Below are 14,756 nucleotides of genomic sequence, written 5' to 3'. Positions count from 1 at the left end.
CATTGGTTTGGGGTATTTTTATTGTCTGTTGTGATACAATGTGCGCAGTTTTATGGAGTAAAAAGAATAGGTAACGCTTTGACATCGTCACAGCCCAAAACACGCCCTACCGAAGAGCACACAGTACAAGCCAATACACCATCTTCTTTGCGCAGCGCTTTGAATCAATGCATGCTAAGAGATAGGTTTCGCCTTAGTAAGCGTATCTCTGGTGCGAGTAAAATAAAAAAAGAGCAGTCACGTCATGCTGTGTTTGATGAAATTGCATTGGATATTGCCAAGTCAATAATGGAAGCAGAGCAAAGAGCGAGCTTCCAACCTAACATCGACTATCCAGAGATATTACCGGTTAGCCAGAAACGGGACGACATTGCTCAGGCAATACAAGACAATCAAGTGGTGATTGTTGCTGGGGAAACCGGCTCAGGTAAAACCACTCAGTTGCCTAAAATTTGCGCTGAACTTGGGCGAGGTCAATATGGCTTGATTGGTCACACCCAACCTAGACGTCTGGCAGCAAGGTCTGTGGCAAGCAGAATTGCTGAGGAAATGGGCACTAAGTTGGGGGATTTTGTCGGCTATAAAGTTCGATTTAACGATCAAATCTCTGACCAAACTCAAATCAAACTGATGACAGACGGTATTTTGCTTGCCGAAATTCAGCATGACCGTTTTTTAAATCAGTATGACACTATCATTATTGACGAAGCGCACGAACGAAGCCTCAATATCGACTTTATTCTTGGTTATCTCAAAGAGTTGTTGCCTCGTCGCCCTGACTTAAAAGTCATCATCACATCGGCAACGATTGATCCGCAGCGTTTTTCAAAACACTTCGATGATGCACCGATTATTGAAGTGTCGGGCCGAACTTATCCTGTCGAAACTCGATACCGTCCCCTTAGTGGAGACGATGATGTTGATCGTGACCAGCTAGAAGGCATCTTCGAGGCGGTAGATGAATTATGCGATGAAGGGCTTGGCGATATTCTCATCTTCATGAATGGGGAACGTGAGATCCGTGATACTGCTGATGCTCTGAGTAAACGTAATTTAAAGAGTACGGAAATTGTTCCCCTCTATGCTCGCCTTTCAGCAGGTGAACAGAATAAGATTTTTCAGCCTCATGCAGGGCGCCGAATTGTATTAGCCACCAACGTGGCCGAAACCTCTTTAACGGTTCCGGGTATCAAATATGTTATTGATCCCGGAACGGCTCGAATCAGTCGTTATAGCTATCGAACCAAGGTGCAAAGACTTCCCATCGAGCCTATCTCTCAGGCGAGCGCCAATCAGCGTAAAGGTCGGTGTGGTCGTGTTGAAGAGGGGATATGCATCCGCCTCTACTCTGAACAAGACTTTGAATCTCGTCCTGAGTTTACTGATCCTGAAATACTGCGAACCAACCTAGCGTCGGTTATTTTGCAGATGACAGCACTGGGCCTTGGCGATATTCAAGCCTTTCCGTTTGTTGAGGCTCCAGATAAACGCAATATCCAAGACGGTGTGCGATTGCTGGAAGAGCTTGGCGCTATTAATGAAAGTGCCAAGGACAGCAAAAAACGCCTTACCCCAATCGGTAAGCAACTTGCGCGGATACCCATTGATCCTCGTTTGGCTCGGATGGTACTTGAAGCACCAAAATATGGCGCCCTGAAAGAAGTGATGATTATTGCGGCGGCGCTATCCATTCAGGATCCAAGAGAAAGGCCAAGCGATAAACAGCAATCGTCGGATGATAAACACAAACGCTTCTTCCACGAAGAGTCTGACTTTCTAACCTTTGTCAATCTTTGGGATTACGTACAAAAGCAGCAAAAATCGCTGTCGGGAAATCAGTTTCGCAAGCAGTGTAAGCAAGATTTCCTGAACTACCTCAGAGTTAGAGAATGGCAGGACGTTTACTTTCAAATCCATCAGTCAATGCGAGAGATGGAATACAAGCTCAATGAAGAGCCGAGCAGTTATCAAAGTGTTCACAGTGCGATTCTTGTCGGGCTTTTATCCCATATTGGTGTCAAAGATCAGGAGAAGAACGAATATCAAGGTGCACGTAATGCGCGTTTTCATATCTTTCCTGCTTCGGGTTTATTTAAAAAACAGCCTAAATGGATAGTGTCGGCGGAATTGGTCGAAACCTCTAAATTATGGGGCCGTATCATTGCTAAAGTGCAACCAGAATGGATTGAGCCGCTGGCTAAACACTTAATTAAAAGAAGTTACAGCGAGCCTCATTGGTCGAAGAAACGAGCTGCGGTCATGGCACATGAAAAAGTCATGCTTTACGGTGTGCCAATTGTGCCCAAGCGGTTAGTCAATTACGGCAGCATTGACCCAAGCGTTAGCCGAGAGCTGTTTATTCGAAGTGCCTTGGTTGAGGGTGAATGGGAAACCAAACACGCTTTCTTTAAGACTAATCGCAAATTATTGCAGGAAGTGGAGCAGCTGGAGCATAAATCTCGTCGGCGCGATATATTGGTTGATGATGATGAGTTGTTTGATTTTTATGATCAGCGTATCGGGACAGAGGTCGTTTCTGGAAAGCACTTTGATTCTTGGTGGAAGAAGGCGTCGCAGACCAACAGTGAGCTGCTGAATTTTGAAAAAGAAATGTTGCTCAAGGGAGATGCCAGCCATGTAACGGAATTGGATTACCCTAATTTTTGGTATCAGAATGGGTTAAAACTTAAGCTCAGCTATCAATTTGAACCGGGCGAGGATAATGATGGTGTCACTGTTCATCTACCTCTGCCTGTTCTTAACCAAGTTGAACCTGCTGGTTTTGATTGGCAAATTCCGAGCTTAAGACATGAATTGGTGGTAAGCCTTATTAAGGCGTTACCCAAAACCTTACGTAAGAACTTTGTTCCAGCGCCAAACTATGCCGATGCGTTTCTCGCACGAGCCACTGCGATGGAAAGCCCGCTTTTGGACTCGCTAGAAAAAGAGTTACGCCGCATGACAGGTGTTGAAGTGTTGCGAGAAGACTGGAACCTTGAACAGGTTCCCGATCATCTTAAAGTGACATTTCGAGCCGTTGATCATAGAAATCGTAAGCTCAAGGAAAATCGCGATCTTTACCTTCTGAAGGAGAGCCTGAAAGACAAGGTGCAGGAAACACTGTCAAAAGTGGCTGATGATGATATTGAGCAGAGAGATCTAAAGACTTGGAGCTTTGGAGAACTGCCTAAAGTCTATCAACAAAAGCGCGGTGGCTATGACGTTAAAGCCTATCCTGCGATTGTTGATGCAAAAGACAGCGTTGAAATTAAGTTGTTTGAAACCGCTGATGAGCAACATTTAGCGATGCAAGCTGGGCAGCGCAAACTTATTTTACTCAACGTACCGTCACCGATTAAATATCTGCACAGCAACTTGCCAAACAAATCCAAGTTGGGGCTTTATTTCAATCCTTATGGAAAAGTTTTGGATTTGATTGATGATTGTATCGCTTGTGGTGTTGATAAGTTAATTGAAGAGCAAGGTGGCCTGGTTTGGCAGTCTGAGGAGTTTGAAAAACTCAAAGAGCATGTACGAGCTGAACTTGGCGATACCGTTGTTGAGATTGCTAAACAAGTGGAAGTAATTTTGACGACTGCCTTCAATATTAACAAAAAGTTGAAAGGGAAAATTGATTTCTCCATGGCATTCGCCTTATCTGATATAAAAGCGCAAATAGAAGGGCTTATATTCAAAGGCTTTGCGACAGAATGCGGCTGGAAGCGGTTACCCGATATTCTTCGCTACATGCAGGCGATCGAGAAGCGTATGGAGAAATTGCCAATCGATCCAAACAAAGATCGCTTACATATGCTTAAGATTGAGTCTGTTGCAGATGAATACAAGGAACTATTAAATAAGGTTCCCAAAGGGGTAATGGTGCCTGACAAGGTGAAGCAAATTCGCTGGATGATTGAAGAGCTTCGCGTGAGCTATTTTGCTCAGCAGTTAGGGACGCCATATCCGGTATCGGATAAAAGAGTCAAGAATGCGATCAGTGAGTGCTAGCGAGAATAAGTGCTCACTAGCTATTTTAGGTATGTAAATTGCTTAGTTGTAATACAGAGTAAAGTTTTTGACTGGGAAGGCAGAGGATTGCCGCAGCAGTTTCTGTCAAGGATAATAGAGAAGGCTAACTATGAAAAAATCACTATTAGCGCTGGCATTGCTAAGTGCTTCAGCAGCGGTATCGGCAGACTCGTTGATTTACGGCGGGGCTAGCGTTGGACAAACAGACTTAAACGGAGAGTCGACGACTTCTTATAACGTTCATGTCGGGACGGGCCTTTTGCCTTTTATCGGCCTTGAAGCGGGTTATCAAGATCTCGGTAAGTTCGATCGTGTTGACTACAATGGCATTAAAACTAACCTAACAGGTAGCGCCATTTATTTTGCTGTAAAGCCAAGCATTGATTTCGGTCCTCTCCATGTGTATGGAAAGGCGGGTGTGCATTCCTACAACCTGAAAGCCGATGGTGGCTTTGATGAAGATGAGGTCGATGTGACCTATGGTGTCGGTGCCGAATACTTTGCCCCCGGACCTGTACCGATTTCTTTTGGTGCCAGTTACAATGTATTTGGCATGAAAGAAGACGATATTACTAATTTCTCTTTGAATGCGACTATCCACTTTTTGTAATATCGACGCATAGATAAAAGCTTGGCAGTTTCTGGCCAAGCTTTTTTATTATTAATGATAATTGATAGAGTGATTCCAATGAATGACAACTAACATTAAGGATACATACTTGTTGTTACTATCAAGTCTAAATCGCTTTGTGATTACACAATAATTCACATCATCTAATAAGCTTTTGACAGAAGCAATCTAGTGGGACTGATCTAAATTACTTATGCGAGACCGTTAAGTTATTGTCATTGGTTATGGTATGGAATTAGAGTTAGACTAGAAAAATTCAAGCGAAAGCAGCCCAAAATCGAAATTTCTTGCCTACCATTTGATTAGGCTCGGTAGTCTACAGACTACGAGATTATTACTGGCTATGCTCTGAGAAACTTATATATTCCTTCCTAAGGAACAAGTGTCTATAAAAACATGTAATGAATTTTTACAATTTGATATTTTACTTTATCTGTAATAGTATAATTAATTTCAAAAAGGAAATTAATTATGAAGTTAAATGGTATTTGTCTTTCTTTATTAGTCGTTATTATATGGGGTGTTAATTTTTCTATTATAAAAATTGGATTGGAAGAGCTACCACCTTTGCTATTCTCTGCATTGCGTTTTACTGTTGTAGCAATTCCAGCAGTATTTTTTATCCCATTTCCTAAGACATCAATATGGAATGTACTTGGTGTAGGTTTATTTCTTGGAGTTTTAAAGTTTGGTTTTTTATTTTTTGCTATGAAATCTGATGCGTCAGCTGGTCTATCTTCATTAATCTTACAAGCTCAAGTGTTTTTTACTATAGGTTTAAGTATTTTCATATTTAAAGAAAAAATAAATCAAGGTCAAATTATAGGGATTGTACTATCAAGCTTAGGTTTTAGCTTGTTTTTTATTGAAGCTGGTACGAATATTACAATGCTTGGATTAGTTTTAATTCTGATGGCCGCATTTTTTTGGGCTATATCGAATGTTATTATGAAAAAAACAAAAGACATTAATTTATTGAATTTTATGGTATGGGTATGCTTAATACCACCTTTACCCTTATTGGTTCTTTCATACTATACAGAAACAAGCACACCTATTGAATTGGTTTTGTCTGCTAGCGCTAAAGCATGGAGCGCATTAATATATGTTAGCTATGCCTCTACATTAGTTGCTTTTGCTATTTGGGGATGGCTATTAAGAAATTATACAGCAGTATCCGTTACTCCTTTTGCTTTGTTGATCCCTGTCGTTGGTATCATCACTTCAAGTTTTGTATTGCAAGAAAGATTAACTAATATGGAATTAATAGGAACTTTGCTTATTATGTCTGGCTTAGTTATTTGTGTTCTATATAACAAAATTTTTAATTGGATAAAGAGAAAATAATTGATTTTTAATATATAAAGCATGTTAAAAAGTGCTCATTAATTTTTAATAGCATTGTTAATGTAATATTTTATATATGGAAAATAAATAAAGGAATGATAGTGCATTGGAGTTGTAGTAGGATGAGATTAAAGCCCTGCATTCTCGATGTTTATAGTAATAAGTTTTGTAGGGTGCCTTGAGTTAAAAATCAGCAGATATATCTTAAATGTACATTGTAAGGATGAAGAATGGAAAGTACAGTAATATATGAATATATAGTTAATAAGTTTAATAAAAAATCACTTCAATATAGAGAAGTCAGTCATAAACCAGAAGGAAGCTGTGAAGCAATAAGCAAAATAAGAGGTAATATCCCTTCACAAGCGGCTAAAGCTCTTCTAATGTCATATAAAGTTGAAGGTGATTATTTATTTTGCTTATGTGTTGTGCCCGGAGATAAAAAGCTGGATGTAAAAAAAGTGGCTAAACTGGTGGGGAAAAAAGTAAAGATGTCCTCGATTGAACAAGTCAAAGATAAAACGGGTTGTGTTCTGCGCAACTTTTTCAGGACACTTTTCTAAAGGACTTTTCATAGTCGATCGGTGACATATCGCCGTTAGTCGTATGTAACCTATCTAAATTGTAATATCGCATATAAGTTGACACATCATTTTTCATGTTCTCTCGCGTTGATTGTGGTACTTTTAATAACCAGTCATGCTTCAGACTACCAAAGAACCGTTCAACTACCGCATTGTCCCAACACGCTCCAACATCACCCATGCTGGCTCTTATTCCATAGTTAGCCAGTAAACTGCGATATCGTTTACTGGTATATTGTGACCCTCTGTCTGAATGAAACACCAAGCCTTTATGTGGTTAGCGTAGGTTATAGGCTTTCATCATCGCTTTGCTAACCAAATCCGTGGTCATACGTTTATCAAGATGCCATCCCACAATGCGCCGTGAATATAAATCCATAACGATGGCTAGATACATTCAACCTTCGCCCGTCTTTAAATACGTCACATCGCCAGCCCAAACTTGGTTTGGAGCTACTGGATTAAAGTTTTGGTTAAGCAAATTATCGGCGACTGTATCACTATGCTTGCGTTTTGTGGTCACTTTGTACGCCATACGTTGTGTGACGACAAGGCCCAGTTGGTTCATCAGCTTTTGTGTGCCATAGTCACTGACTTTAAAGCCCTCATTGCACAACCGTTTTTGCAGCTCTCGATAACCTAAACTATGTCGACTTTCTTTGAATATCACCTTTGCTCTACGATACAGATGTAACTGCTCTTGTGTTATTCGCTTAGGTGGCCTTTTCAACCACGCATAATAGGCTGAGCGACTCACATTCAAGCTGTTACATAAACGAGTAACAGGATAATCAGAAGTCAGTTGCTTAATCGTCTCAAAGGCTTCTTGGTTTCCTTTAGCAACAGGGCGCTGGCCTTTTTTAGGATGTCCTTTTCCATCCTTAACTCTTTGTTTTCCTTGCGTAGTCGTATTAACTCTGCTCGTTCGTCAGGAGAGAGCACTGAACCGGATTTTTCAGCTTCAAATTTTGCTTTCCAGTTGTAAAGAAGCTTGTCTGTTACACCCAAAGAGGCTGCTGCCTTTGAAACGCTGTAGCCTTGTTCAGTGATCAACGCCACCGCTTCTCGCCGAAATTCATTGGTATAACTTATGTTTTTTCGTTTTGTCATAGTCACCTCAATAGTAGGATTATATTCCTTTATTAAAGTGTCCTGTTGGATTAAAGCAGATCACTTTGCAAGAGCCAACTTCATTGGACACTAATCTGATTAGAAAAAGTATGTAAAATATCCAACCTTAAAACGTTCTAGAAAAATGCTCTAGCTCGAAAAGGGGCATCTTTAATTTAAAAATGGCAGTGCTGCTATATCGGCACTGCCATTTTATTAGGGGAAGTTTTCCGATTCTTGCAGGAGTATTATTTATGAGTCGCTGCTTTCATCGGTGAAACAAACTTAGAGAGCTGCACCAGCATTTCTTCTGGTGCTTCTGTGTGTGTTTCTATGATTTTAACCACTGCTGATCCTGAAATCGCACCTGCTGCACCCGCATCAATGGCCTGTTTTACTTGCTCTGGTGTTGAGATACCAAAGCCGAGTAGGGCGGGTGGCGCATCGTATTTATTGAGTCTATCGAGTAAATCACTGACTGGCATATTAGCTTTGGTTTCAGCCCCTGTCACCCCAGCGCGAGAGAGCAAATAGGTGTATCCACTGCCTAATTCTGCTACTGATTTTAATGTGTCGTCAGAGGCGGTAGGCGGCGCAATGAAAATAGGCTCAATGCCATGTTTGGTTGCAGCTTCTACAAATTCGGCGCTTTCGTTTGTGGGTACATCGGCGATTAACACAGAATCGATGCCTGCATTTGCGCAGCGCTGATAAAAGTTATCAATGCCGCGTGCAAACACTAGGTTTGCGTACATGAGCAGGCCAATTGGTAAATCTGGGTACTTTGCACGAATTTCTCCGATCAGGTCAAAGCAGATCTCTGGAGTCGCGCCAGATTCAAGCGCACGAATGTTGGCTCCTTGAATGGTAGGGCCATCAGCCAAAGGATCGGAAAAAGGAATACCGAGTTCGAGTGCATCGGCTCCCGCTTCGACCAGCGTTTCCATTATTTTTAACGACTGAGCTGGATTAGGGTCGCAAACCGTAACAAAAGGAACAAATGCGCCTTGGTTTTGCTCGTTTAAGCGTGCAAACATTGATTGGTAACGGCTCATTAGATCACTCCTTTTTCTTCTAAGATGGCATGTACGGTGAAGATATCTTTATCGCCGCGCCCTGATAGGTTAACAACCAATAACTGTTCTTTCTCTGGATTCTCACGAGCCATACGAAGGGCGTGAGCAAGAGCATGTGAAGACTCAAGGGCAGGGATGATACCTTCACTGCGAGCCAACTCCTGAAAAGCGTCTAAGGCTTCATCATCGGTCACATTGTCATACTCAGCACGACCAATTGCATTTAAATGCGCGTGCTGCGGCCCGACAGATGGGAAATCTAAGCCAGCAGAAACAGAATAAGACTCTTCGACTTGGCCATTACTGTCTTGCATCAGTGGTGCTTTCATACCAAAGAAGATGCCTGTTTTGCCATGCTTTAGTGGCGCGCCATGTTGGTCGGTATCAATGCCTTTACCAGCAGGCTCAACCCCAATCAGACGAACATCTTCTTCCTCGATAAAGTCTGCAAACATACCAATGGCATTCGAGCCTCCGCCCACACAGGCAATTACCGCATCTGGCAGGCGACCTTCACGAGCTAAAATTTGGTTTTTGGTCTCTTCACCAATCATGCGCTGAAAATCGCGTACTATGGTTGGGAATGGGTGCGGGCCCGCTGCTGTGCCCAGTAGGTAATGCGCTTGCTCATAGGTTGCTGACCAATCGCGAAGGGCCTCGTTACACGCATCTTTTAGCGTAGCAGAACCTGAGTGAACGGGGATCACTTCTGCTCCCATCAATTTCATTCTAAACACATTAGGGCTTTGACGTTCCACGTCTTTAGCGCCCATGTACACTCGACATTTCAGGCCCAATAAAGCGCAGGCTAGGGCAGTGGCTACGCCATGTTGGCCCGCTCCGGTTTCAGCTATGATCTCGTTCTTGCCCATACGCTTGGCAAGTAAGGCTTGACCAAGTACTTGGTTAGTTTTGTGTGCGCCGCCATGGAGAAGATCTTCACGCTTTAAGTAAAGTTTGGTGTTTGTCCCTTTTGTTAAATTGCGTGTTAGGGTCAAAGCGGTAGGGCGACCTGCATATTCTTGTAGTAAGCCCATAAACTCACAACGAAAGTTGGGATCGTCTTGGGCATCGATGAAGGCTTGTTCAAGCTGCTCTAATGCAGGGACAAGGATCTGGGGGACATATTGACCACCATATTCGCCAAAATAGGCATCAAGTTTTGCCATGGTTCTATTCCTTTAATCTCGGCTGGCGTTGTTTTAAACCCCAGCACAATCGTTATTTGTTATAGGTTCAATGCTTATTACTGACTCAGTAGTTACGAATAGCTTGGAATGCTTGCTGCAATTTCTCGCCATCTTTTTTTCCGGGAGAGACTTCAACGCCTGAGTTTAGATCTAAACCTAAGCAGCCTTGTTCAGCGGCTTTTTGAGCGTTAAAAGGCGAAATACCACCTGCCAGCATAACTTGTTGGGTGTTTTCAATCAGAGACCAGTCAAAGACAAGGCCAGTGCCCCCAGTTTGCGCTCCTACTTTAGTATCAAGCAAGTGACGATTGACAGGTGCTTTAAGCATATTAGGTAAGGCATCAGTAACGCCGTATGCTTTCCAAACCTCAATACCTTCGCTCAATTGACTGCTCAGGGCTTCAACATAGTCTTGGTCTTCATCGCCATGCAATTGAACCGCACTTAACCCCAGTTGATTGGCGATGTCTGCTACTGTTTCAACTGTGTGGTTTTGGAATACACCCACATACTGCAAAGGGGCTCCAGACATTGTCTGGCGCGCAGTTTCAAGCTCAACACAGCGCTTAGATTTAGCAACAAAAATTAACCCGCCAAAGACGGCGCCGGCTTGGTACGCTTTGGCTGCATCATCTGGATTGGTTAAACCACAGACCTTATTTTCGCCGAGTGTTACTTTGCGCACTGCTAGCTCAAGATTATCTTCAGCCATTAGTGAACTACCGATAAGAAAACCATCGGCAAACTTGGCCAAGTCACGTACTTGCTGGTGTGTGTAGATGCCAGATTCCGAAATAACGGTTGCTTGTGGTGCTAGCTCTCGTATTTTGGGTGCCAACTCTTTGGTGCGGTTAAGATCGGTTGTCAGATCGCGTAAGTTACGATTATTAATGCCAATCACTTTTGCATTAAGTTCGACAGCTCGCTGAAGTTCTTCTTCATTACTGACTTCAGTTAGAATACCCATATTGAGAGAGTGGGCGATGGCGGCGAGTGCTTTATATTCCTCATCGCTCAGTACCGACAACATAAGCAGAATAGCATCGGCTGAGTAATGACGCGCAAGGTAGATCTGATAATCATCGATGATAAAATCTTTACATAACACAGGTTGTGACACTTGGCGTCTTACCTGTGGTAGAAACTCAAAGCTGCCTTGGAAGTATTTTTCGTCGGTGAGGACTGAAATCGCGTCCGCGTGCTTATTGTAAACAGAGGCGATGTAATCAAGGTCGAAGTCTTCTCTAATCAGCCCTTTCGACGGTGATGCCTTTTTACATTCAGTAATGAATGCGGTTTTCTCACCGCTCACCGCTTGATAAAAGCTGCGATCAGATGGCGTTAGTGCTTCCTTGAACTCAGACAAAGGTAAAGACGATTTGTGTTCTTCTAGCCACAGGTATTTGTCACGGACAATTTTTGCCAATACTTCCGCCATCTGAGCTTCTTTAACGGAGATATGTTCAGAAAGTTTATCTTTTGTCTGAGTCATGGATTTCTTACCTTATCCTAGAATAATTAATTATGGGCTGCTAATTGTTTCACGAGTTCAAACGCTTTGCCTGAATTCATTGCATCAATGGCTTGCTGGGTATTTTGTTTGAGGTTGTCACGACCAAAAAGACGCATTAGTAGAGCGACATTGACTGCGACCGCACCGATTTGAGCATCAGTCCCTTTACCCGTAAGAATATTAGTAATGATGGCTTTGTTTTCCTCGGGCGCCCCGCCTTTTATTGCTTCTAACGAGTGCGTGGCGAGACCAAAATCTTCTGGGAGTAGAGTGTACTCGATAATTTGCCCATTTTTGATTTCTGCCACAGTGGTTTGACCATGAATCGCAACTTCATCAAGGCCACTACCATGTACAACAGCCGCTCGTTTCATGCCCATCTTGAGCATGGTTTCAGCAATTGGTCTAACTAAATCTTCACTGTATACGCCCATAAGTTCAATGTTTGGCCTAGCGGGGTTAATAAGTGGACCAAGAATATTGAATATAGTTCGCGTTTTCATTGTTTGGCGAACGGGCATCGCATGACGAACCCCACTGTGATATTGAGGGGCAAAGAGAAAAGCGACGCCCAACTTGTCTATCGCAGAACGTGTCGTTTCTGCACTCATGGCGAGATCGATACCGAACGCATCCAATAAATCTGAAGACCCTGATTTGCTTGAAACGCTGCGGTTGCCGTGTTTGGCAACTTTTAAGCCGCAAGCTGCTGCAACAAAGGCTGCTGTGGTTGAGATGTTGATGGTATTATGGCCATCGCCCCCAGTGCCGACAATATCTGCAAAATCATAGTCGGGGCGAGGAAATGGGTTTGCATTATCAAGCAATGCCGTTGCTGCGCCAGCAATTTCATCGGGTGTCTCGCCTTTGATTTTTAGTGCGGTGAGTGCCGAAGCCATCAAAATCGGGTCCATTTCGCCGCGAATAATCACATCAAACAGCTGCTTGCTTTCTTCTTGGGTCAGAGAGTTCTGTTGGTAGAGTTTATTAATTATATTGTCCATGTCTCTTTCCTTATTGCTGCATTGTGTGAGTTTCTGAATTTTCTAATGCCCATTCAATGGCATTAGCCAACAAGGTGGCGCCTTGTGTGGTCATTATTGATTCGGGATGAAATTGAAATCCACAGACTTTATCTTGTTCTTGCACCACAGACATGACGAGGCCATCAACTTCTGCGGTAACCGTTAATGATTCTGGTACATCGGTTGCGACAAGGGAGTGATAACGCGCGATTGCAATGGGAGAAGGTAAATCCTTATAGATGGCATGAGTCTGGTGTTCCATCATAGACACTTTACCATGGACAATATCACCAGCCCCATCGACCTGACCGCCATAGGCCTCAACAATTGCTTGATGGCCGAGGCAAATCCCTATCATAGGCACTTTACCTTTGAGGTTGTTGATCACTTCTGGCATTGAGCCTGCTTCTGATGGCGCTCCGGGTCCAGGAGAGAGAAGCAGAACAGGGTTATCAAGTTTTTCTACCGCAGTCTCGATGGTTGAAGCAGATAAGCTATTGCGGTAAATGGTGACGTCGTGGCCTAGAGAACGAAACTGATCAACTAGGTTGTAGGTGAATGAATCAAAGTTATCAATAAATACTATATTAGCCATCTGCTTAGTGCTCCATATGTGCTGCTTGAATAGCAGAAATCACGGCTTGTGCCTTACTGCGAGTTTCGTCGGCTTCTGCTTGAGGGTCAGAATCAAATACGACTCCCCCACCTGCTTGAACGTGTGCGACCCCATCTTCAACATAAGCAGAACGGATAACGATGCAAGTGTCTAATGTGCCTTCACCTGTCAGATAACCTACCGCGCCACCATAACTACCACGGCGACATTGTTCTACGTCGCGAATCAGTTGCATGGCACGGATTTTCGGCGCGCCAGTTAGAGTACCCATGTTCATACAAGCTTGATAAGCATGCAGAGCATCTAAGTCATCGCGTAGTTGGCCAACGACGCGAGAGACTAAATGCATGACGTGGCTATATCTATCCACCTTCAATAAGTCTGCCACATGGCGTGAACCCGCTTTCGAGATACGGGCAACGTCGTTTCGCGCCAAATCAACCAACATCATGTGTTCTGCATTTTCTTTTTTGTCGCTGCGCAGTTCGAGTTCGATGCGGCTATCTAGGTCCAAATCAATTTGGCCGTCAGGTTTTTTGCCTCTTTTTCGTGTGCCTGCAATTGGGTAAATTTCAACTTGATTAGTATCAGTTTCGTATTTAAGGGCGCTTTCAGGCGATGCACCAAACAAAGTGAACAGCTCATCTTGCATGTAGAACATATATGGGCTGGGGTTGCTTTGTTTTAACTCTTTATAGGCAATAAGAGGGGATGGACAAGGCAAAGTAAAACGGCGAGACGGGACAACCTGAAAAATGTCACCTTTAACCACATATTGCTTGAGATCACGAACAATTTGGCAAAAATCTTGGTCACTAACACTGGGTTGAGGTGAAATATTACTGTGTTTATTGGCGATGGGTAATGGTTTTAGGTCCGCACACTGCTGTTGGATATCTTGTATACGTGCTTCTAGCTTGTCTTTTTCTGTACATTCTGCAAATAAGCTTGCCTGTATATCACACGATTGACGCTGATGATCGACCACAATAAGCGTTTCTGCCACGTAGAATACGTAGTCTGGGCATCGATTTTCGCTTGATGCTTCACCAAGAGGTTCGAAGTTTGCGACCAAATCATAGGCAAACAAGCCACCAAGAAAGAGCGCATTTTTATCCTGTTCGCTGATGTTGAAACTATGCTGTATCAGACGAAGCGCATCGAAGGAAGAAGCTTCACGTAGTCGAGAGTCTTCATCGAGCGTGTTGCATGGCTCTTCAAATTCTATGGTGAGTTTCTCACCATCAAAGACATGAGTGATATTAGTGTGGATATTCTGGGTTAAATGCGCCAGTAATGATCGACCGTTATTGGTCAGCGCCTGCATGGTGACAGTATGGCCAAAACAAACAATACGGACTGCTGAATCGACAATTAATAAGCTTTTTAAGTTCTGCTTAGAGTCAATCTCTGCAGATTCAAGTAGTAAGCTATCGGTTTTGTTTTCGCACAGAGTGTGAAACAGACGAGTTGGGTCTAGTGTGTAGGGTGCGTTTGCATGAATAACCTCTAAGTCACCCAGCTTTTTAATCTCAATGGCCTTATTCACAAGACCTCCTTTCATATTGTTCATTTCTTCTTCCCACTTCACATAGTCGCACAAACAAAAGGTTCACCCAATGTTGAATTTGACCG

The 14,756-nt window shown here is 43.1% G+C and carries 10 protein-coding genes and 1 pseudogene; 4 read left to right on the top strand and 7 right to left on the bottom strand.

Going from position 1 to position 14,756, the window contains the following annotated elements; all coding sequences use genetic code 11:
- Positions 1–78: 78 nt before the first annotated feature.
- The 4 genes from hrpA (at position 79) to FIV01_RS08750 (ending at position 6,570) form a co-directional block, all read left to right on the top strand.
- Positions 79–4,008 carry an ATP-dependent RNA helicase HrpA gene (gene hrpA, locus FIV01_RS08765; protein ID WP_152430665.1) on the top strand — a complete coding sequence of 1,310 codons (3,930 nt, stop codon included), beginning with the start codon at positions 79–81 and terminating at the stop codon, positions 4,006–4,008.
- 130 nt (positions 4,009–4,138) lie between these two features.
- Positions 4,139–4,639 (top strand): outer membrane beta-barrel protein, encoded by a 501-nt coding sequence (locus FIV01_RS08760; protein WP_152430664.1) that lies wholly within the window; start codon positions 4,139–4,141, stop codon positions 4,637–4,639.
- Between the two features lie 492 nt (positions 4,640–5,131).
- Positions 5,132–6,007 carry an EamA family transporter gene (locus FIV01_RS08755; protein WP_152430663.1) on the top strand — a complete coding sequence of 292 codons (876 nt, stop codon included), beginning with the start codon at positions 5,132–5,134 and terminating at the stop codon, positions 6,005–6,007.
- A gap of 230 nt (positions 6,008–6,237) precedes the next feature.
- Positions 6,238–6,570: a YbaK/EbsC family protein gene (locus tag FIV01_RS08750; protein WP_152430662.1), complete on the top strand. Its 333-nt coding sequence runs from the start codon at positions 6,238–6,240 to the stop codon at positions 6,568–6,570.
- On the opposite strand, the pseudogene FIV01_RS08745 reads toward FIV01_RS08750, so the two are convergent.
- The 7 genes and pseudogenes from FIV01_RS08745 to FIV01_RS08715 all read right to left on the bottom strand — a co-directional run bounded on the left by FIV01_RS08745 (position 6,554) and on the right by FIV01_RS08715 (position 14,670).
- Positions 6,554–7,701: pseudogene (locus FIV01_RS08745) on the bottom strand (IS3 family transposase). The gene FIV01_RS08750 and the pseudogene FIV01_RS08745 overlap by 17 nt on opposite strands.
- Before the next feature lie 248 nt (positions 7,702–7,949).
- Positions 7,950–8,756: a tryptophan synthase subunit alpha gene (gene trpA, locus FIV01_RS08740; RefSeq protein WP_152430661.1), complete on the bottom strand. Its 807-nt coding sequence runs from the start codon at positions 8,754–8,756 to the stop codon at positions 7,950–7,952.
- Positions 8,756–9,946 (bottom strand): tryptophan synthase subunit beta, encoded by a 1,191-nt coding sequence (trpB, locus tag FIV01_RS08735; RefSeq protein ID WP_152430660.1) that lies wholly within the window; start codon positions 9,944–9,946, stop codon positions 8,756–8,758. The genes trpA and trpB overlap by 1 nt, the downstream gene beginning before the upstream one ends.
- Before the next feature lie 85 nt (positions 9,947–10,031).
- Positions 10,032–11,459, bottom strand: a complete 1,428-nt coding sequence (gene trpCF / locus FIV01_RS08730; RefSeq protein ID WP_152430659.1) for a bifunctional indole-3-glycerol-phosphate synthase TrpC/phosphoribosylanthranilate isomerase TrpF — start codon at positions 11,457–11,459, stop codon at positions 10,032–10,034.
- A gap of 26 nt (positions 11,460–11,485) precedes the next feature.
- Positions 11,486–12,484 (bottom strand): anthranilate phosphoribosyltransferase, encoded by a 999-nt coding sequence (gene trpD / locus FIV01_RS08725; protein ID WP_152430658.1) that lies wholly within the window; start codon positions 12,482–12,484, stop codon positions 11,486–11,488.
- Positions 12,485–12,494: 10 nt separating this feature from the next.
- Positions 12,495–13,100, bottom strand: coding sequence for an aminodeoxychorismate/anthranilate synthase component II (locus tag FIV01_RS08720; RefSeq protein WP_152430657.1), 606 nt, complete (start codon positions 13,098–13,100; stop codon positions 12,495–12,497).
- A gap of 4 nt (positions 13,101–13,104) precedes the next feature.
- Complete coding sequence (locus FIV01_RS08715; RefSeq protein ID WP_152431695.1) at positions 13,105–14,670, bottom strand: anthranilate synthase component 1; 1,566 nt, start codon at positions 14,668–14,670, stop codon at positions 13,105–13,107.
- Positions 14,671–14,756 lie beyond the last annotated feature (86 nt).

The sequence above is a fragment of the Vibrio aquimaris genome (genome assembly GCF_009363415.1).
In the GTDB taxonomy this organism is placed as follows: Bacteria; Pseudomonadota; Gammaproteobacteria; order Enterobacterales; family Vibrionaceae; genus Vibrio; species Vibrio aquimaris.
The sequence above is the reverse complement of the archived record's forward strand: the minus strand, read 5'-3'. Positions and strand labels throughout refer to the sequence as shown.